This window comes from Sinomicrobium weinanense (assembly GCF_018863395.1).
Lineage (GTDB): Bacteria > Bacteroidota > Bacteroidia > Flavobacteriales > Flavobacteriaceae > Sinomicrobium > Sinomicrobium weinanense.
In genome coordinates this window covers 878,579-898,790 of the sequence record NZ_JAHKRR010000002.1, presented here as the reverse complement: position 1 = coordinate 898,790, position 20,212 = coordinate 878,579, and the positions used below count along the sequence as shown (strand labels likewise).

Sequence of the window (20,212 nt, the reverse complement as noted above, 5' to 3'; positions counted from 1 at the left end):
TTTATTCGTTTTGTTTTTTCAGGTACTTACCGGGTTATTGGTAATCGGTATTCAGTTAATATCATACTGATTGCCGTTTACAGCCTTCCGATCACCCTGCCAGGGTGTTGGCATTCTTCAAATGTAATAATAGTTTGTTACATTTATATCACGAAAACCTATTAAAGCAATATAATAGGGAACAGGAATACGAACAGATGCCAAAACACTGTAAGTGCCGGGTTTACCTCTCATAACGGAAAACCCGGTATAATTAGTGTTTAAAATGTCGTGTTCCTGTAAATACCATAGCTATGTTGTGTGCATTGCAATAATCTATGCTCAGTTGGTCCTTGATAGACCCGCCGGGTTGTATAACAGCCTTAATGCCTGCCTTGTCCGCAATTTCCACGCAGTCGGGGAACGGGAAGAAGGCGTCGCTGGCCATGACCGCACCGTTGAGGTCGAAATCGAAAGAGGCTGCTTTTTCAATAGCCTGCTTCAACGCGTCCACCCTGCTGGTCTGGCCTGTACCGCTGGCACACAGTTGCCGGTTCCTGGCAAGAACTATGGTGTTGGATTTGGTATGCTTGCATATTTTGGAAGCAAAAAGCAAATCTTCTAACTCGTTATTTGCAGGTTTATTGTCCGTCTTGTATGTTAAATCGTCAAGAGTGTCTGTTTTGTCATTTTTTTCCTGTACTAAAAGACCGTTGAGGCAGGTCCTTACCTGTGTTGTTGCCAGTTTGGCATCTTTTTGAACCAGGATGATCCTGTTCTTTTTCTTTTTCAGGATATCGAGGGCTTCGTCAGTGTAAGAAGGTGCAATGACCACTTCGCAGAAAAGGCTGCTTATTTCGTTGGCAGTGTCCGTATCTATTTCTCTGTTGGCAATTAAGATACCGCCAAAAGCGGAAACAGGGTCGCCCGCAAGGGCATCGACATAAGCCTCTTTCAGGGTTTTCCGGGTGGCCACGCCACAGGCATTGTTGTGTTTGAGTATGGCGAAGGTAGGATCATCTCCCCTGAATTCTTCCATAAGGTTTACGGCCGCATCCACGTCGAGCAGGTTGTTGTAGGAGAGTTCCTTACCGTGTAGTTTGTCGAACATAGCTTCCAGGTCGCCAAAGAAATAGCCTTTCTGGTGGGGGTTTTCCCCGTAACGGAGTTGTTGCCCCTTGGTTTCGCTGGCCTTGTATACCAGTTCGTCCTGGTTAAAGTAGTTGAAGATGGCAGTGTCGTAATGGGAGGAGACATTAAAGGCTTTTGCGGCAAAGCGCTTGCGGTCCTCAAGGGTCGTCTGCCCGTTACCTTCCGATATGACATTCAGGAACTCGTCGTAGTCTTCCATGGAAGCCACACAGAGCACGTCTTTAAAGTTCTTGGCTGCTGCCCTGATCAGGGAAATACCGCCGATGTCTATCTTTTCTATGATGTCTTGCTCAGAGGCACCGCCGGCCACGGTTTTTTCGAAAGGGTAGAGGTCTACGATAACAATATCGATCTGCGGAATGTCGTATTCAGAAAGTTCTGTATTGTCGCTCTCATTGTCCTGGCGGTTGAGGATGCCGCCGAAAACCTTGGGGTGAAGTGTTTTTACCCTTCCGCCGAGAATGGAAGGATAGCCGGTGACATCTTCTACGGGAATGACGTCCACACCCAGGTCGCGTATAAATTTTTCGGTACCTCCTGTCGAATAGAGGGTAATACCGAGTTCGTTCATTTTTTGGATAACAGGCTCCAGGCCTTCTTTACTGAAAACAGATACTAAAGCGGATGTGGCTTTTTTTGTGGTACTCATATTTGTTGTGTTGTTAGCTCTTGATTTCGGTATTCGGTAATCAGTATTCAGGGGCAGTAATCGGTATTTATCACTGATTACTGAATACTGATTACCGAAATCACCGAATTTGATTGCAAAAGTAGTTTTTTTGTAGCAATCATTTGGCTGCCATGGGGAAAAAATGTTGAAAAAGGATTCGGGAAGGAAAGAAATTATATAAGGGCAGGGATGTGATACATACACCTGCCCTTTTTAGAGGTAAGAGGGACAAATTCTTAAAATAAACATGGGATCAATGCTGTTTGGCTACAATGCTGATACCATGACCCATATCGGCCATGGCAGCATCTGCGGCTATTTGCATGGTCTTTTCGCTAAAGTAGTTGGTGACGAACGGCAATGCCAGCCCAGTAATGCTGATCCCCGCCATACGGCTGTGGGTCCGGATATTAGTCCGGTTGTTGTTATAAGCGGATTGATGCTGCCTTAGGGCATTCCGCTGATTTTGTTGATTTCGTTGCAGGACATCCCTGGTATTTTGATATAGCTTTTCTCTTTTTGCTCCTTTTACTCTTTTTTGCTTTTTGCCATCTTCGGAGCGGTTAGAAAAGATCCTTTGGGCTTCAGGTCCGTATGCACCCCGTTGTATGGCCTTTAAGACCTTACGCCCGTACGGGTTTTTTTTACCGGCAAAGGATCCGGTGACCCGGGCACGTTGCAGGGCTTTGTCGATATCCGCGATCTGGGCGCTTAATCGTGCGATTTCCTGTGCAGACCCACTGACCTTTAGAAGATTCTCTCTTTGCTTTATGGAGTGGTCCAGGATCTTGCCAAACCGGTCAAAAGGTGTTTTTAAGTTCCATGTAGATGTTGTTTCGGGCATATTAATGTCATCAAACATACCTATTGCCGGCCCTGCCGGCCCGGGAACGGAACCTGCCATGGAATCCCAGGTGTCGATCTGCCCGGCCATTTGGGTTGCGTTGTCCGTTACATCCACTCCTGTTCCCAGTGGTGTTGGGAGTGGTAGTGTAGGTGGCCATATACTGACCTCCCCGGTCATATTGTCGTAATAAGGGTTGTTATTGTTGTCATATCCTTCCCGGATGGAGTGTTGTTGCAGGGCAATGAGTGGCTGCATAACAACGAGTGAGAATCCGGTTCCGTACAGGACGGATTGTGTTATTTTAGACGCTGCCGCACCTGCTCCCCCGGCTGTTCCTCCGGTAAAGCCTACCGCCATGCCGCCAATAAAGGAAGTCACCGTAGAAAGAGCGATCTCCCCGCGGTTCATCCATCCGATGTCGGATGCAGCCTCTGCGGCAGCCGATTCGCTGATAAAGGGCAGAAGAAAACCGCCTTCCTTGCAGGAGATCATAGATCGCTTGGTCACGGCGGCGTGGCTGTCAAAAGTGACAAAGGCATGGGGGTTTATCCAGGAAGATTCATCAAAACTTATCATTTCGCTGCAGGTGGGTTTGGGTTGAAACAACTGGAAAAGACCTATCCCTACGCAGGCGAGAGCTATTGCTCCTCCTACGATCCATCCCGCTACCGGTATGGTGGCAACAGTTGCAGCCATAAGCATTCCGGCCATGATCCCCCCGCCAAAAGCGATGCTCCCGAAACCGCTGCTCCAACCCGTTTTACAGGAAAACTGCCCGTCCAGTTTGCGGTCTGCTTCGGTCAATAAGGGCTTGTCCTGGCCTTTGAAACGCACGGTAAATTTTGACCGGCGGTCGGAGTTGGTCAGTAATTTGCCATAATTGGTGGCCGAATTGAAGGTGCATACGGTGTATACTTTTTCCGGTAAATAACTGCTCATGGTAAATCTAAAATTTACAGGATTCAGTACTCAGGTTATGGTTGTATTGACGAATATGGGGTGTTCCAAATTTAACAAGTATATATTACCTGAAGTTTAGGAATATGATAAAGAATTGTTGTGTAAAGGTTAAAAGGAAAGGGCAGAAGAGTGGTCACTCCCGGTAGTCCGGATTTTGGTATTCTACATATTTTACGCCCTGCCAGTTGTGCGTCCATATTGAGAAGGGGAGGTCTTTTTCTTCGAAACTCAGCTTGTTCCGGCAATAGCTGCAAAACGTATCGAACTGCTGTTTTCCGTCCTGGTTCACTGCAGATGTAAGGCTTATTTTTTTGCCCCTGAAAAACAGTTCGGCCTGTACGTCTCCTTTCCCGTTGGAAGGGTGCAGGGTACGGATAGCCTTGAAATCGCTTACGGGACCGGAATATTCTTCGGTGTTGTCGTAAGCTATTTTTACGGTGTGCCGGTCTATGGAAAGGCGGATATTTTTCTTTAAGTACCTTTTCTGTATCAGCCGGATCCCTACATAAAATACGGCAATGACCAGGATAATGGCATAGGGCGATCGTATAAGGCGAAATGCATCTCCCAGGAGTATTTTGGCGCCGAGAAAGGATATTATAACTGCCAGCCCCCATAGCATGTACCATTTGCCTATCTGGATGGTCATGACATTGCTGAGGGTAAAGCCGGCAGGGAGTTCTTCCTTTTTATGTCCTTCCGTATGGGATGGGGATACGTTCATTTTACCTTATAATTTACGCATTTTAAATTCGCAGAGGCTCTCTGCATTGTCTTTGATCGCTTCGTTCCATATCAGTTTGGCTTCGTTGACCAGGCGGGTGGCCGGGTTCACTTCATAGGTCTGCCGGAATTCGAGCTTGTATTCCGTAAAGTTATACTTTATCTGAGGTTTATAGTACTGGTCGTACTTTTTGACGATGTTTGCCATCAATTCGTCATCGGCTTTTGCAGAGCCCACCTTTCGCAGTTTCAACAGGTCGGTTTCTGCTTTGAGGATGTCGCATCTGAAGTTCATCGGAACAATGGTGCCCGGTAGCAGGATGGAACGGAACAGGAATTCTTTTTGCTGTACCGTGGTATTGTCGTCAGAAGTGAGCTGCCAGTCGAAAAGAATAGTGTAAAACAATTCTCTCCGCAATTCTTCTTCTGAATTATGAGAGAGGGAAAACTGCCGGTCTCCCGATTTGATGATCTCTTCCAGGCCTTTTTCGTTGGTGTCCTGCATACTCGTTATAAATTCTGTCCGGAATGCTTTGGAGTTCTTGAAGGCCCTCCATTTTTCGGCCTGCTCTTCCTTGTTTAATATCTCTGATATACTGCCATCCGCTCCATAGGTGAAGGCCACATCGTGCCGGATAAATTCGGTTTGAGTCACGAAGTCGAAAACCTTGTTCAGGACGGGAGGGTCCATATTGTAGTAGTGGTCTTCTAGCGTTACCCTGGCTGTGTTTTTGCCAGGAAAAAGCTGTACGTTAAATTGAAATTTTTGCTGGGAATTACTGGTGAGTTTCCCGTCTATTTTGGTGGTGTTTACTTGTTCGCACCGGTATTTTGCAGAAATACTGTCTGCAATTGGTTTTACTTCGGGTGTTTTCTTTTTTGTTGCCGGTTCCGGGTATTCCCTGTCGCCGGTATAAAAACTGTATTTGTCGGCCATGATCGTTCTTTAATTGATGTCCACTTCCGTTCCTTTGATCACAACATTGCCTCCGTCTGGCTGGATGTTTACATCGCCAGTGGGATTGATAGCGACTTCCATGCCGTCTATGGTGGTCTTTGTGTTTCCTGTGATCGTATTATTCTTACTGGTCATATTGATCTCATCCTTGCCTTTTACTTCAATCGTTTTGCTGTCTATGGTAATGTCGTTTTCCGTGATCGCTATAAGGCTGTTCCCTACCTTGAGCTCTATGTTAGTGTTTCCCTCTATGGTGATCTTTCCCGAACTGTCCATCGTAACAAAGGCACTGCTGTTACCCACATTAAGGGTGATGTTGGAGTTGGCGCTGACCTGGAAATTACCGGCACCGTCGTAGAGCGAGGAGGAGCCTCCGTTGTCTGAGATAAACATGGAACCACTATTGTCGTCCATGATGATCTTGTTGCCGTTCCGGCTTTGTATGGCTTTCAGGTTATTGCTGGGGTCGGCGTAGCCGCTACTGGCATTTCCGTGCTGGACGCATCCGGTGACATAGGGCATTTCGGCATTTCCACTCTGGAAATCCACCATAACGGTTTCTCCTGTTTCCGGGATAAAATGGAAGCCTTTCCCGGAGCCGCCGTTAGGGCTGGAGAGGGGGATCCAGTCTGTGGTCTGGGCGTTTTCCTTTTGCCAGGCCATCTGTACTTTTATACGGCCGAGCCCACGGGGATCGTTATTGTCAATGACTGTGGCAGGCTGGCTTTCGCATTCCGGATAATTTCCGGGGCTGGAATAGGGCGATATATTCACAGTTGCCGGGACGGCCTTGAAGGTGTTTTCATAATCGCCGGTATCTGTGCAGTGGTGTGTTGTGGCAATGATCTTATAGCGCCCGGCGGCATTGCCGTCTTCATCGACGATCCGGACCAGGGTGCCGGGGCGAAGGGCGGGGCTTTCACTTTTGCCGTAAACAAAAAGCATATTGGCCACTTTCTTCTGGAAATTCAGGTGAGCATAATGGTCCATATCGGTCTGTCCACTGCCCTCGTTGACCAGGAGATTGTGCTGTACGATGGTCTCTTTGTCAAACACCTTTCCGGAAGACCGGATGAGTTCGCCGGTAATTCCGTTTATGGAGTTTTCGAACGGACGGGTGGAACTGTGATGAGAAGCACCTTCGGAAAGGTCGTTGCCGTGATATTTGAACCGTGTGGGTTGCAGGGTCATTTCGAGGTCGAACTCGGTGAGGTTGTAGCCGTAATACAGCTCAATGTCCTCTCCGGCGTCTTCCTGTCCTATGACGAGCTCTACGCCGTTGTAATAAAACCATTCCCCCTGCCTGGAGCACATGCGTTTGAGAAAGTCGTAATCGCTTTCGTTATATTGTACAATATAAGGGTAAACCTGGTTTTTAGAAGGGTTTGTGCTGATCTTCAGCATATCGTTGTTGTAGAGCCGGGTGGTGTTGTGTACAATATGAATAAAATCTTTTTTGAGGAAGGATAGCGATTCGGGACCGTTGTCCATGAGCATGGAGGGACTGTATGCCCGGAACTGTAGCCGTTTACCTTCGCGATCGTCGGACTTCCTGGCTTTTATCCGGGTCACTACACCTTTGAAATACCCGGTGTGGGCCGAGAACATGCCGTTAGTCCCTTTCATGGTGATACGTATTTTTTCGCCGATGAGTTTTTGATAATTGCCGTATAGTTCCGGATATTGCAGGTATACTTCGTCTTCCCTGCACTCCAGGGTGAGCTCGTGATGGTCGTCGATGTTCTGGGTAAGCTCCAGGTGAAGGAAGGTGTTTAGCCGGAACTCTCCTATTTTTATGATAAAGTCGGTTTGCAGTGCCATGGTGTGCGTTTTTGGGTTTGTGTTTTACAGGAAGCCCCGATACGGAGCTCAGCGTACTTCGGTCCATTTCTTTTTGTACAGAGTGTTGCCGATATTGATCTCCCTGGCGGAGATCCCGATCTCGGTGATCATGGGGTCATTGCCTGTGGCACGGAAAGTTTCGCCATAACGGACACAATAGCCTTTTCTGAAAGAAATACTTTTCATGCGGCTCATACCGTCTCTTTTATAGAAGACCAGTTTGCCATCCTTGGTTTGGGTGTTGCTCACCATCCAGTCCGAAAAATGGTCTTTCATGTCCGTTTCAATGACAAGACGTATTTCACCTCCTTTCGGCCCGCTGGAGGGCTTGCCGTTGATGTCTGTCTTCTGTTCCAGGAAAATGTCGTATTCGAGGATGTTATACGACATATCGTCAATCTCAAATTTTGCCAAAAAACTCATAAGTCATCGGGGATTTAGGGATAAAAAAGTAATTATTAATAATAAATAACACGATCTAAAAGTAAGAAAAAGAGGTTATTGGCCAAAGTAAAGAAAGGAGAGGAGTGGGAAAGAAAATGATTTTTTGATGTTGGGTTAAAGGTTAGGTAACATAAAAAGAAACCGCCGGCATTTGCCGGCGGTTTTCTTAAAAAATGAATACTGTTATATTTGCATATTATTGCTCTGCATACTCGGTATCCCATTCGGTACCGTCATCTCCTTTTTGCCCGTCCATCTTAATGAGGAAGTTCTTGGCCGGGAAATACGGCTTCAGGCGGATATCCAGGAAAATACGGTCTTTTTGATTGGGATCCTGCTCAAACTTGGTGATATCAAAGTCCTCGATCAGCTTGTCCGGTCCGGAAACACTGTCCAGGAATTTGATTACCTGGTTGAGTATCTGTTTACGGGTCTTGGCATTGAAGTTTTCGAAAGCCCTTCGGTTGAGGAAGTCCATCATCACCTTGGTCACATAATCGAATACCCTTACTACGGAATAGGTTTGCAACCCGAGGTTGTCCCCGTTGAACAGGGTTTTTCCGGAGAAAGCCATGACCTTGTTGTACTCGTTGACCATGGGCACGAGGCCGAGGTGTTCCAGGTCGGCGATCTCACTTTTCTTAAGGTCGAACTTCACCCCGTCCACTTCGTTGATACCACCGAATTTTTTACCTGCGGTGATCTGGGACATCAGGGTGTTGTATATTTTTCCGGCAAGCGCTGTAGAAGGAGGGATGTAGAGGTGGTCTTCTTCGCCTACTTCATCATTTTTGCCACGTCCTACCAGCCAGTTACATGTCATAATAACATTAGAACGATATATATCGCCCCCGGTAAGGTTGGCAAGTTCGAACATTTCTATTACGTCGTCCGGTTCGTCCAGGTGCTGGAAGTCGGTGACGAGCATCACTTTGTTGTTGTGGGCTATCTTGCCCCATTTTTCAACGACCTTGTTGGAGCCGAGATAACCGGGGATCACCAGGAGGGCATAGTTGTTCCTGAGGTCGAGGCGGTCGTAGTTGTTTACCAGCTCTTCTTCGATGTGGTCAATAAAACGGGTGTTGTCCAGATCCTTGAGCTGGTCGAGTTCTGCATTGATAATAGCAACGTTCTTAACCTTGCTTTCTTCGGTATTCTTGTAGAACATGGACAGTGTACGATAGGCTTCTTCCAGTTCCTTGGTTTCTTCCAGTGAGATGGCCAGGTTTTTCTTCAGTGTTTCTTCGGCACTTTCGGCTTTTTCCTGGCAGTTGTCTACCAGGTCTACCAGGTTGTCCGAAGATTTCAGGGCTTCACTCCATAACTTTAATACCCTCTTCAGATTTTGCCTTTCTGCCTTTTTGCCCGCTTCGTTTAAGAATATATTTCTTCTTGCTTTTCTGTCCGGGCTCAGGTTCTGCACACCTTCTATCGCGCTTTCCAGCAAGTCGAAACCACCGTACTGGATAAAGGATTCCAGTTGTTGTTCCAGACTTACCTTTTTGCCTTCTTTTGCCTGCTCCTTTACTGCAGAAGAGGTTGTTTCTTTTGGATTCTTCATAGGTAGAACTATTTTTCAGATTCTTCAATTTCCCGGACCAGGGTCTCAATGGTTTCTATAATGGATTTCTTTGCCTCAGGGTCCTGGAGGGCCAGCTTCAGTACTTTGTTGGTCTTTAGCTGTTTTATCATTTTACTGTATTGTTCTTTTTTGGTTTCGAGATCGGTAAGAAACTCGCTTTGAGCGGTGATCCCTTTTACCGAAAAATCGGAAACGCTTTTGAATTTCAGTTCTTCCCGTACAGTCATGCCTTCGCTATTCTCGAAATTGACGTTCATTTTAGGAGCGAAATGTTCGAAAACCTGATCCATGTTCTTCAGACCGGTCACCACTTCCGGCCGTACCGGGGTATTGGGAGTTAGTTTCTGAGCAATCAGTGTTTTGTTCTGAGGAATATCAACAATGCTTTCCTCGCCTTCCGGCTTCACTTCATTACCTCCTATTCCGTAACTGTTTGAAAGATTTGCCATAACGCTATTTTTAAGTTAAATATAATAAAAATTAATGATCAAGTATATTTTTGCTGTTAAAACAGTCCTTTTTTCTTGTAATCCAATATGATAAGTGAAACGCAGTTGTTCTTTTTGTTCCGGACCATAGAGACGCTTTTGAGTTCTATCTTTTTGCCTCGTATGGTATTGTTCAAATAGTAGAGAGAAACTACGCTGCCGTCTTTGAGCTGTACTTTTGGGAGGTAATCCTGACAGAAATACCTCTTGAAATTCGAGTATCTGAGTTTGTTTTTTGCCAGGCCCATGATAAGTCCTGCCAGTTTTTCTTCATCCAGTGGCAGGACCTCTATTTTTTCTTCGGGTTTTTCTGTCTCTTTAACGGGTACTATGGATTGCTGGTCGAGTGCCGAAGCCACCTCCGGTCTGTCGGGCAATGTGTTGATGTAGGTGTCCACGACATCGGGCTGGGTTTCTTTCCATGTATCTGCCATGGTTATGGCCGTTTTTTCCTTTCTGGCCGGGAATACGGTGATCTTTTTAAAACTTACGTGTTTTATATCGTCGTTGACAAAAAGGGATATGGTCTTTTGTCCCGGGCTGGAAAAAGTGTATGTGGGGTTTTTGTCTATGGCGTCTATTTTGGTCCCCTCACCGAATCGCCATTCCCAGGATTTGGCGTGGGACGTGCTGTCTGTAAAAGAGACCTGCTCGCCCACATAAGCGACCTGGGGGGCATGGAACTTTGGCAGAAGGGTAGAGTCTATGATCTCTGTTTTGGGTTTGATCTCCACCATTTTGGCGATGTTACAACCTTTGTTTACCCAGAGGTTTACCAGGTATTTACCCGGCTCCTTGTATTCATGGGCTACCTTGGAGCGGAATGAAATTTCGGTACCGTCGCCAAAATCCCATTTCCATTCGTGTGCATTGTCGGTATAGTCCGAAAAGGTAATGAGCTCACCGACTTTAAAGGATGAGGCCTGTATTTTGAATTTTTCCACATTGCAGGGTTCATCTTCATTGACCCGGAAAGCCAGTATGACTCCGGATATTAAAAGGATAGTGATGAAAGACAGGATAACCCTGGAATCGAAATGTGTTTTAATATGCGAATTCCTGTTCATTTTCAGAGCTTTTTAAGTTTAAGGACGAATCAAACAACAATGGAAAAACCACATTTTCCAGTGTTAAATGGTTTGTTCTTCAGCATTTTTCAAAAGTACACAATTTGAGATTTATAAAAAATCACGGAAAATAAGTATTTCTAAATAAAACAAAAATATTGTATTTTCGTACGGAAAATTGAGGGTACAAGCTAATAAAAATAAATAAATACCTAAGCCTTCGACATATTATATTATATTTTAAGTCGTAAAATAACGTATTTTTGACGGAATTTTAAAATGAACTTAACTTTTGAGAATATTTCTGTTTTAATTTGCCGTACAAAAAGTGATGTTAATACCGGTGAAGAATGATTTGGCGCAAAATGCGTTTTTTTTGAGTGGCCGGTTTCAATCCGGAGATGATGTTTGGCCCTGGTTTACGATTCTGTTTGTACGCTTTAATAAGCCCCCCGGAAACAAGAAAGCATATTAAAAACTGTTTATGGAAAAATAAATTCTTAACGGATGAAGAATAAATGGATACTCTTGAGTTTTGTGGTGTTTTTTGTCTTTAGTTGCGGAGGCCATAAAGAAACGGCTTATACGATCACGGATCCCTACGTGAACGCAGAACTGGGCAGAAATCCGGGGGTAGAACAGATTAAGGTTATCAGGGATATGGATATTAAGTTCGAGGAAGAAGAAAAGGAAAAGAAAAAAACGGAACTGATCACCCCGAAAGATAAGACCTATTTTGCCAGGGTGCTCGGTGTAAAACCCTCGGAGATCACCAATCAGAAATTATACGCCTATATAAAGGAGTGGGAAGGGGTTCCCTATCTGTATGGAGGCGAAACCAAAAAAGGTGTAGATTGTTCTGCCCTGATGCGGGACCTGTACCACAGGGTGTATGATGTGGAACTACCGCGTACGGCTTCGGAGATCATGCTCAACGATGAGTATGTGGCACCGTTCCGTTCTGTAAAATACCTGAAAGAAGGTGACCTGGTGTTTTTCAGGTCCAATAACGAAAAGATCATGACGCATGTAGGGATATACCTGAAGAACATGAAGTTCTTGTCAGCTACCGAATCCGGCGGAGTACGGATCACCAGCCTGGAAGACCCCTATTGGCGGAATACTTATAAAGCAAGTGGCAGAATAAGGTTAATGCCGGGGGCCATGCGTTAGAAAAAGCAGGCCCAAAGGCGATTTTCCTGTCTGTCCGGATTGTTGTGGTATGGGTTTTTTAAGGATCCTGTCCGGGTAACAGAAGCATTAACGGTGTATATACTTTCCTCCCCCTAATTTACACAGTTGTGCTTTATCCTTTTTTATTTCCGTTGGGAAATTAGTGTAAAAAACCCCTGTTTTCGGCTATAACGTACAATGTGCAATTATTGTACTTTGTGACCCTGAAAAAAAGTGTGTCACAGGGCCTTTTTGCCTTTAAATTAAGATTTACGGACATGGCAAGTGGAATTGGAAAAGTATTATCAAATAGTTATGTTGTCCTGCATGTATGGAGGGGTCTGTATGCGTTACGGAAGTTTTTTTTAGATTTGTCCGTGTCTCCCGGGACAGGGGATATTCTGATGATCCCGAACGGAAAAAAGTTGATTTTCGGAGTTTTACCTGTCACAGGTTCTGTCGTATCATTACAAATAAAGCAAGCATGACGAGACGAGTATTAGTAGGTTTATGGCTGGTGGTTCTGGGAGTATCCTGTAAGTCCTCCCAGCTGGGGATCATTCCGATCACCGATGAGCAGGTGCAAATAGAATTTGGCGAATTGGGCGACCTTGAGGAAGAAGAAAAGGAACCTTCGGAAGAAGAAGAGGAGGAGACCATGGCCATTGAAGCCATTACGGACGAAGACGTTCAGGAAGAATTGGGTGGTACGGGCTATACAGCTTCAACGCCTCCGCCACCGAGAACCTCTCCCGCTACCACGACAACAGTGGCCATGCCGGAAGAAGAACCTATAAACGCGGCAATTTTGCTGGAAGGCGGACAGGTGGTGCTGGAAAACGAAGAAACGGCCATCGAGCTCGAGGAGGTCGAAGTTGTGGGGATCGTACATCCTACCCAATATCCGCTTGCTCCCATTGAGCCGGAGCAACTGGCATTCCTGGGCAGCCATGGGGCAAAGTCTGCCCCTCTGTTAAAAGAGGTAAAAGTGCGAAGCTATTCGCCGCTTACGATTGAAGATAAGATCTTCTTTGCCAAACAGCTAAAAGTGAAACCGCTGGAGATCAAAGACGCCCAGTTGTATTCTTACATCAAAGACCGGCTCGGTGACCAGTTCCAGAAAGGCCGGCTCGATCATCTTACCCTGATGCAAAACCTCTACGGAAAAGTATATGATGTTAACTTTCCACGAACCGCTTCCAAGGCTATTCTCAGGAATTATACCGAAGGTAAAATACATTATACCAAAGACATGAAAGAGGGAGACCTGCTCTTCTTCCGTCTCACGAAGAGCAGGAGGCTCTATACGCATGTGGGGATATATCTTCAGAATAAGCGGTTTTTAACCGTTACACCGTCTGGCGGGGTAGAAATAGCCAGTTTGAAAGACCGTTTATGGAAGGGCGCATACATAGGCAGGGGAAGAGTGAAAAACATGAAACGCCGATGAGTAAGGAAGATATCGTTTTTAAAGAACTGCAACATACGCCTTTGTTCGATCTGAAAGCGGAACTGCTTTTCGAAATGTTGTTGCGCCATAAAATTCAGGAAAGGGATATTGCCGTGATGCCCCAGGGCAATTTTTACCGGAATTTCAGCAAAGATGTGATGAAGGTCGAGCCGGATATGAACCAGGCCGATATGTGGCATTTTAAAATAAGCCGGGACGGCGTTTACGATATCCTTCCGGAAGGTATAACCCACAACTACCGGTCGCGCAACCGAAGCGAAGACCCGGTAGAAGAATACAAAAAACGGAAAAGGGAAGAAAAAGAAGCCCGGCGTTTTTTTAATCCCCTTGAGAACGAGTTTTTCCGGTTCAGGCACCTGGTCGAAAAATACGAATCCGATTTTTTCCGGGACATCAATGCCTACGGACTGGCCGATGTAATACGCATGATCCTGGGCGTATCTGAAAAAGTGCCCGACGAACTCCTGGTGAAGATGTTCTTTCTTCTGATGCGGCAAAAGAACTTTGTGAGCCGAAATATAGAAGATGTCAGGAAAGGACTGGAGACCATTATCGGCGAGGAGGTGAAGATTATTACAAAAAATGTTAAATTGGAACAGGTTTTCGACCCTTATGAAAAAACAGAAGATATGTTGCTGGGCATCAATACTACCTTAGAGAGCAAGGAGGAAATATTCCTGAAAAAATATCATTTTGTCATAGGCCCGCTGAAAGACTCGAAAAAACTTATTGAATATGTCAATAAGGGACAAATGGAAAGTTTTTTGGAAGCCTTTTTTCATTTATTCTTACCTTGTCAGGTGCAATTTTCATATCAGTTAATGCTCAAAGAAGAGGACCAGCTTTTCCGGTTGAATGAAACCGTGTATCAATCGAGGCTGGGAGTTTCAACAGTGATATAAAAGGTCGGAAGCAGAATTAATTTGTAGGTAAAACTTCGGACCTAGTAAAATATAATTTATTAAGGTAAATGAGAAAAATTTTAGACTATATAGTAACCGGTGAGGTCCTGACCGTACTTTTAATTATACTTGCAGTAGCCTTTATTCTCAGCATGTTCTTCGGTGCCAAGGCCCCGAAGTTCCGGAAGAGAAAGTGGCATTATTTCCTGTACGCCCTGGGACTCGGGGTGGTTGTTATTGCCTTCGGAGCCATTTTGTACAATTTGAAATCCACTACGCTCAACGCCCGTTTTATTTCCTTTCAGGGATTGATGTTGTTGCTCGGAGTGACGCATCTGATATTTTTTCACAAGATCTTTAAGCGTTTTGAGGCCAAAAAGATATGGCAGGAGATCTTTCTTGCCTTTATCACAACCATGTATATTGCCGTGTTCATGATCATGGTAGTGGCTTATTTTGCCGAATTCCAGTTTGTTTATTATATGTTTGGCAGCTTATTGCTCTTCCTGGTGCCTACCCTGGCACTCATCCTTTTCGAGACCGCCATTACCATACCCGCCCGTTTGTACAAGCGGTGGTTTTACCCGTTGAACAATAAATACCCCAATCCTCAGATCACCGAAATGCGTAATGTTATCCTGCTCAACCTGGTGTTCCATAAAAAACCGACAGACCGGCATATTATAAATTTTAAGGTCAAAGCGCCGAGGGCCATGGAGTTCGGGAGGCTGTTCTACTATTTTATCAACGATTATAACGATAAGCATCCCAATAGCCAGATCCACTTTACCGATAGTAAGAACGAACCTTACGGATGGTATTTTCACAGCAAACCCAAATGGTTCAGTTCAGCCAATCATATAGACCCGGACGAATCTGTAGACAGAAACGATATGAAAGATGGCGATACCATAATTTGCCAACGGATATAAATTTTAGGTTGCAAGTTGCAGGTTGCAGGTTCAAAATCCAGGATGAATAAAACCAGGAACCTGCAACTTACAACCATCAACAAGAAACCAGAAACAACGAACAGTAAACAACCAATAATCATGGCAGAAGATATACGATATTTCCCGGTAAACTGGATCGACGGGATGAAGATCAACAAAAATCATTTCATCGACCTGCAGGACAATGTAGAGGACCTGGTACGTGATGCCAGGAATATGGGAGTCAATCAGTTGCAATACGGACTGTTGTCTACCAGATTCAAGGCGCCTTTTGAATATTCGGTGATCATTGATGAGCACAACGAACTGAATGTGTCTATAAAATTCCTCAAGGCCATAACTCCGGGAGGGGGGCGTATAGAGATCACAGACTATACAGGAGAGTTTTCCGAAAAGATATCTCTGGAAAATTACGATTTTAAAGAAAATAACCGCTTTTTACTGCTCAACGTGGATCCCTACAACAGGGTGCCCACCGGTACGCAGAACATGGAAGAAATACCGCCCCGGTTTCCCTCTGCCATGCCCAAATACTTCCTGACAACAGTGGCGGAGACCGAGGTTACCCAGAACAATATCGGCCCCCTGCAGTTCCCCATTGCCAAATTTATGTCGAGGGGAAGCGTTTTTGAAACCGTGGAAGCCTATATCCCGCCCTGTATTACGGTGAACAGCCATCCGGCCCTGGTAAAACTGTTTGAGGCCTATGACGCTTTCTTCAAGCAAATGGAGTTCTATGCCGTGCAGATCTCCCAGAAAATAAGGTTCAGAAGGCTTAGTGGAGACGAAAACCTTATCGCCGATATTGTATTTGAAACCCTGCAAAGAATACTGGGCTATGTAGGTCAAAGCATCAATCAGAACCGATGGAACGGTTTTTACTCCCCGCCCATGGAAGTCCTCGATAGAGTGGTGAGCCTTGCCCGTGTTATGAAAAACAGTTTCGACTCCTTTTCCGGGGACGGAAAGGAAATGGTATTTAACTATTTTGCCGAATGGACCACAGAACTGGGCAGCGGCGACTATGAAAAACTCTTTTCCGAAACCATTAACCTCAAATACAAGGGCTACGATATGGAACCCTGTGTAAAAGGTGTCATGGAATTTATAGAAAAAACAGATCATCTGTTCTCCATTCTCAATCAGCTCGATTATATAGGAAGGAAGAAAGATTCCGGTATTTTTGTAAATGAAAATATCGTCAAAACCGAAAAGACATCCGGTATTTTCTTTAAACAGGAAGAAAACAAGGAACAGGATAAAGATAACGGTCAGGAGGGCTCCACGTCATTTCTGGCTGACTGATATAAATGTATTTATAGGACGTAAGACATAGGATATATAGTCATATGTCGTAAGTCAAATTTATTTTAAAACTATGGAAATACTCAATAGGAAAGAGCGGGTCTCTGCATTTTTATTATTTCTCCTCATGCTGGTCATCACGGTAGGCGTCCTGATCTTTGCCGTTTTCTTTAACTACAAATTGCCCTGGAGGGAAAACGAAGCATTAAAGCAGGAAAACGACAGGATCATGAATGAGTTCCGCTATCAGGAAAAATTTTCTTCAAAAATAGATGAGCTCACCGCCAGTATCGATTCCCTGAACCGTGCCGGTGACGGTTTTCAGTTCCTGGAGCAGACCATTAACCTGGAGCTGGCAAAGCTCAAGGAAGGCATCCCTGCCGATAAAGAGACCTATAAAAACACCCTGCTGTACAATAACGTGATCCTCAACCTGAATGACCTGGTTAAAAGCAAGAGAAGACTACAATTGCTCCAGCAATCGGAAAAACAAATAGACGAGCTGGAGAAACAAATAGAGGATTATGAAGAGATTATCAACCAGTTGAAAAAGCAGCTGGAGCTTAGTAACCGACTCAACAGGAATTAATTTTTTAAACCCGTAATTTGATGTTTACAGCAAACGGTACGCAGGCCATTCATATTGCAAAACAGTTGGCCCGGGAAAATCATCACCCGAGGTATGCTCCGGCACATTTTCTGAAAGCGATGTTAAACCGCGAGTTTTCTTTTATCCGGGAACTGGATGCCGCCGGGATCGATGTGTTTTACATCGACGAGTGGGCCGACATCCGTATGGAAGAATATCCCAAGACGAGCCGTCCCGGAGAAGACCCGGCACCGGATGAAGCCATAGAGACTGTATTTGGAGAAGCCGAAGAAATAGCAAAGAATGCCGGCCGCGAAGAAGTGGGATTCATACCGATGCTCATGGCCCTGGTGACCCCCGGGGTAGGGTTTTCGCACGACGAGCTCAAGTCTATGCCTGTCACCCCCTCGGAGATCGCTTTAAAGCTCGGTTACGGTGGGGAAGCAAAAAGTAAAATATCCGGCGGGGGAGGGTCTCCCCTGGCAGCGGCTTATACGGGTGAAGCAGGAATGCCCGTTGGACAGGGTGTCCTTGAGAAATACTGTACAGATAAAGTGAAGGCCTATCGCGAAAAGAAAGATACTCCGCTGGTAGGGCGTGACGAAGAACTGAAAGCCATTACCGAAATACTGAACAGGAAACTAAAACCCCATGTCATAGTTACGGGAGAAGCCGGGGTAGGCAAGACTGCACTTATAGACGGCTTCTGTGGTAAGATCGCCGAAGATCACATCATTGCCCCCTTGCAGGGCGCTTCTGTTATGGAGATAAATACAGGGGTGCTCTTTGCCGGAGCTTCCTACAAAGGCGAAGTGGAAGACCGGTTGCAAAAGATATTCGGGGAAATGAAAGGGTTGCAAAAACCGATACTGTTCATAGACGATATTCACGAGCTTTTTGATGCCAACCAGGGCAACGGTATAGCCAGTATCGTTAAGTCTGAACTGGCCAAGGGCGATATTACTTTTATTGGAGCAACCAGTACTGAAAAATACCGTAAGTCACTGGGGAAAGACGATGCCCTGAACAGGAGGTTCGAAACTCTGGAGGTTATGGAGCCTACCGAAGACCTGGCCCTCCGTATGATTAAGAATGTAGCGCCCCATTACGAAGAACACCATCAGTTTAAGATCGATGAAGACGGACTGAAAGATGCCATCAGGCTCTCCAAAAGATACCTCAAGGAAAAGTCCCTGCCCGATTCGGCGCTGGACCTCCTGGACCGTACCATGTCCTCGCTACGGGTAGCCAAGGAAATGGTGGTGGAAGAACTCCCGGAACTCAAGGAAAAACTGGAAGAACTCAAGAAATCCAGGAAAAAAGGCAAAGAAGAAGAATTGCATTGGCTTTACACGGATATACTCGATAAATCGGGCGAACTGCTCAATGAGGAAGAAGAAACATCTGGCTTTTATAAGCTGAAAAAACCGGTCGACAAAGCCGGCTACCTGGATAAATTGCTTCAGAAACTGGAGGAGTTGACCGGTGCAGATAACGTAGTGACCCCGGATCATTTATCGGCCGTAGTATCTGGTATTACAGGGATCCCTGCCGGAAAAGTAAAAAGTGAAGAGCGGGAACGCCTGCTCGAAATAGAAGGAACACTGAAACAAAGGGTAGTGGGGCAGGACCATGCCATAAAAGTGGTGTCGGATGCCATCCTGGAGTCCCGGTCGGGGCTTACCAAGCCGGGGCAGCCCATAGGCTCCTTTTTCTTCCTTGGGCCTACGGGAACGGGAAAGACCGAACTGGCCAAATCTCTGGCCGATTTTCTGTTTGGCGATGAGAACGCCATCATCCGTCTGGACATGTCCGAATTTAAGGAAGAACATTCCGCCGCCCTGCTCTACGGGGCGCCTCCCGGATATGTGGGATACGAAGAAGGCGGACTGCTCGTCAATAAGATCCGCCAGAATCCTTATTCCATTGTTTTGTTCGACGAGATCGAAAAGGCCCATCGTTCCGTATTTGACGTGTTTTTACAGATACTCGACGAAGGAAAGCTGCACGACCGCCTGGGTAAGGAAGGGGATTTTTCGAATGCCGTGGTGCTGTTTACCTCCAATATAGGTTCGGACTATGTGGTGAAATCCTTTTCTGAAGGGAAGATACCGCCTTCCAACGACCTGCTGGAGATCATGTCCGGTTATTTCAGACCTGAATTTCTGGGCCGCCTTACGGAAATCGTTCCGTTTGCCCCGATAAGCAGGGAGAGTGTGGTGAAGATATTCGATATTCACCTGAAAAAAGAACTCACCAACCTGCTTTCGAAGCTGAACATCACATTGAAGATAAACGAAAAGACCAAAGAGAAGGTAGCCCTGATGGGCTTTACCCCGGAATATGGCGCCAGGCCCATAAAAGGTGTTATCCGGAACAAGCTCAAGCGCCCGCTTGCCCGTAAGCTCATCTCCGGAGATGTCTCAGAAGGGGATGTGCTGACCCTTTCTGTCAATAAGGACGGAGAAGTGAAGTTTTCGGTAAAAAAGACCAAATGATAAAGAAACGCAAAAGGAGATAACTATATACCTGTCATGTCGAGCGCAGTCGAGACGCTTTGGCCGGTCAAGACCCCTCGACTACGCTCGGGGTGACAGGTATACCATTAGATAAAACCCGAACACCCGCAAAACCCGTGAAAGACCTTTACTATAAAATACCGATAGATTACAAGAGGATCACCGAAGGACAGGACCTCCGCAAGGTGACGCTCGAAGAATCCCTGGCGCAATACATATCACTGGTCATCACCACCATTTTCGGGGAATACCGGTACGATACGGAATTCGGAACGGCCATATGGGATACCGATTTCAACCTGCTTTCCAATGTCAACCAGTTAAAGGACAAGATCAAGGAATCGGTCTTCGAAAAGGTCGGGACATACGAAAAACGTATGACCGTCACAGATGTAAGCCTGGCCATCGGAGAGGACACCATAGAGTACAATCCGAACATACGTATTAAAAAGAGGCTGGATATTGTGGTCTATGGCATTATTAAAAAAACGAACGAACCGTATTACTATAAAAGCTCGTACTACCTGGCGCCGTTTTCCTTTAAGTAACAGCGCCTGGCAGGGGACGGCTGACCGGTGACCGGAGTCA

17 protein-coding genes are annotated in these 20,212 nt (G+C 45.7%); 8 read left to right on the top strand and 9 right to left on the bottom strand.

Features of this window, described 5'->3' with window-relative positions; translation table 11 throughout:
* Nucleotides 1–253 precede the first annotated feature (253 nt).
* The 9 genes from purH to KN811_RS09345 form a co-directional block, all read right to left on the bottom strand.
* Nucleotides 254–1,780 (bottom strand): bifunctional phosphoribosylaminoimidazolecarboxamide formyltransferase/IMP cyclohydrolase, encoded by a 1,527-nt coding sequence (gene purH / locus KN811_RS09385; RefSeq protein ID WP_187966856.1) that lies wholly within the window; start codon nt 1,778–1,780, stop codon nt 254–256.
* 274 nt (nt 1,781–2,054) lie between these two features.
* Entirely contained in the window at nt 2,055–3,587 is a 1,533-nt protein-coding gene (locus KN811_RS09380) for a hypothetical protein (RefSeq protein ID WP_187966855.1), read from the bottom strand.
* Nucleotides 3,588–3,741: 154 nt separating this feature from the next.
* On the bottom strand, nt 3,742–4,332 hold the full coding sequence (locus tag KN811_RS09375) for a hypothetical protein (protein ID WP_187966854.1): 591 nt from the start codon (nt 4,330–4,332) through the stop codon (nt 3,742–3,744).
* A 6-nt stretch (nt 4,333–4,338) separates the two neighbouring features.
* Complete coding sequence (locus KN811_RS09370) at nt 4,339–5,268, bottom strand: hypothetical protein (protein ID WP_187966853.1); 930 nt, start codon at nt 5,266–5,268, stop codon at nt 4,339–4,341.
* Nucleotides 5,269–5,277: 9 nt separating this feature from the next.
* Complete coding sequence (locus KN811_RS09365) at nt 5,278–7,110, bottom strand: type VI secretion system Vgr family protein (protein ID WP_216334785.1); 1,833 nt, start codon at nt 7,108–7,110, stop codon at nt 5,278–5,280.
* Nucleotides 7,111–7,158: 48 nt separating this feature from the next.
* The gene (tssD, locus tag KN811_RS09360; protein WP_187967140.1) at nt 7,159–7,554 is read right to left on the bottom strand and encodes a type VI secretion system tube protein TssD; all 396 of its coding nucleotides are present in this window, start codon (nt 7,552–7,554) and stop codon (nt 7,159–7,161) included.
* 217 nt (nt 7,555–7,771) lie between these two features.
* Nucleotides 7,772–9,136: a DUF5458 family protein gene (locus tag KN811_RS09355; RefSeq protein ID WP_187967139.1), complete on the bottom strand. Its 1,365-nt coding sequence runs from the start codon at nt 9,134–9,136 to the stop codon at nt 7,772–7,774.
* 8 nt (nt 9,137–9,144) lie between these two features.
* Complete coding sequence (locus tag KN811_RS09350) at nt 9,145–9,606, bottom strand: type VI secretion system contractile sheath small subunit (protein ID WP_187967138.1); 462 nt, start codon at nt 9,604–9,606, stop codon at nt 9,145–9,147.
* 56 nt (nt 9,607–9,662) lie between these two features.
* The gene (locus KN811_RS09345) at nt 9,663–10,712 is read right to left on the bottom strand and encodes a PKD domain-containing protein (protein ID WP_187967137.1); all 1,050 of its coding nucleotides are present in this window, start codon (nt 10,710–10,712) and stop codon (nt 9,663–9,665) included.
* Nucleotides 10,713–11,219: 507 nt separating this feature from the next.
* Here KN811_RS09345 and KN811_RS09340 point away from each other — a divergent pair.
* The 8 genes from KN811_RS09340 (at nt 11,220) to KN811_RS09305 (ending at nt 20,172) form a co-directional block, all read left to right on the top strand.
* Entirely contained in the window at nt 11,220–11,885 is a 666-nt protein-coding gene (locus KN811_RS09340) for a C40 family peptidase (RefSeq protein WP_187967136.1), read from the top strand.
* A 484-nt stretch (nt 11,886–12,369) separates the two neighbouring features.
* The gene (locus tag KN811_RS09335; RefSeq protein ID WP_187967135.1) at nt 12,370–13,335 is read left to right on the top strand and encodes a C40 family peptidase; all 966 of its coding nucleotides are present in this window, start codon (nt 12,370–12,372) and stop codon (nt 13,333–13,335) included.
* Nucleotides 13,332–14,258 carry a hypothetical protein gene (locus KN811_RS09330; RefSeq protein WP_187967134.1) on the top strand — a complete coding sequence of 309 codons (927 nt, stop codon included), beginning with the start codon at nt 13,332–13,334 and terminating at the stop codon, nt 14,256–14,258. The genes KN811_RS09335 and KN811_RS09330 overlap by 4 nt, the downstream gene beginning before the upstream one ends.
* A 68-nt stretch (nt 14,259–14,326) precedes the next feature.
* Nucleotides 14,327–15,190 carry a TssN family type VI secretion system protein gene (locus tag KN811_RS09325; RefSeq protein WP_187967133.1) on the top strand — a complete coding sequence of 288 codons (864 nt, stop codon included), beginning with the start codon at nt 14,327–14,329 and terminating at the stop codon, nt 15,188–15,190.
* A 120-nt stretch (nt 15,191–15,310) separates the two neighbouring features.
* Nucleotides 15,311–16,516, top strand: a complete 1,206-nt coding sequence (locus KN811_RS09320) for an SMP-30/gluconolactonase/LRE family protein (RefSeq protein ID WP_187967132.1) — start codon at nt 15,311–15,313, stop codon at nt 16,514–16,516.
* Nucleotides 16,517–16,589: 73 nt separating this feature from the next.
* Complete coding sequence (gene tssO, locus KN811_RS09315) at nt 16,590–17,105, top strand: type VI secretion system TssO (protein WP_187967131.1); 516 nt, start codon at nt 16,590–16,592, stop codon at nt 17,103–17,105.
* A gap of 20 nt (nt 17,106–17,125) precedes the next feature.
* Nucleotides 17,126–19,603: an AAA family ATPase gene (locus KN811_RS09310; protein ID WP_187967130.1), complete on the top strand. Its 2,478-nt coding sequence runs from the start codon at nt 17,126–17,128 to the stop codon at nt 19,601–19,603.
* A gap of 137 nt (nt 19,604–19,740) precedes the next feature.
* Nucleotides 19,741–20,172 carry a GPW/gp25 family protein gene (locus KN811_RS09305; protein WP_187967129.1) on the top strand — a complete coding sequence of 144 codons (432 nt, stop codon included), beginning with the start codon at nt 19,741–19,743 and terminating at the stop codon, nt 20,170–20,172.
* Nucleotides 20,173–20,212: the final 40 nt, after the last annotated feature.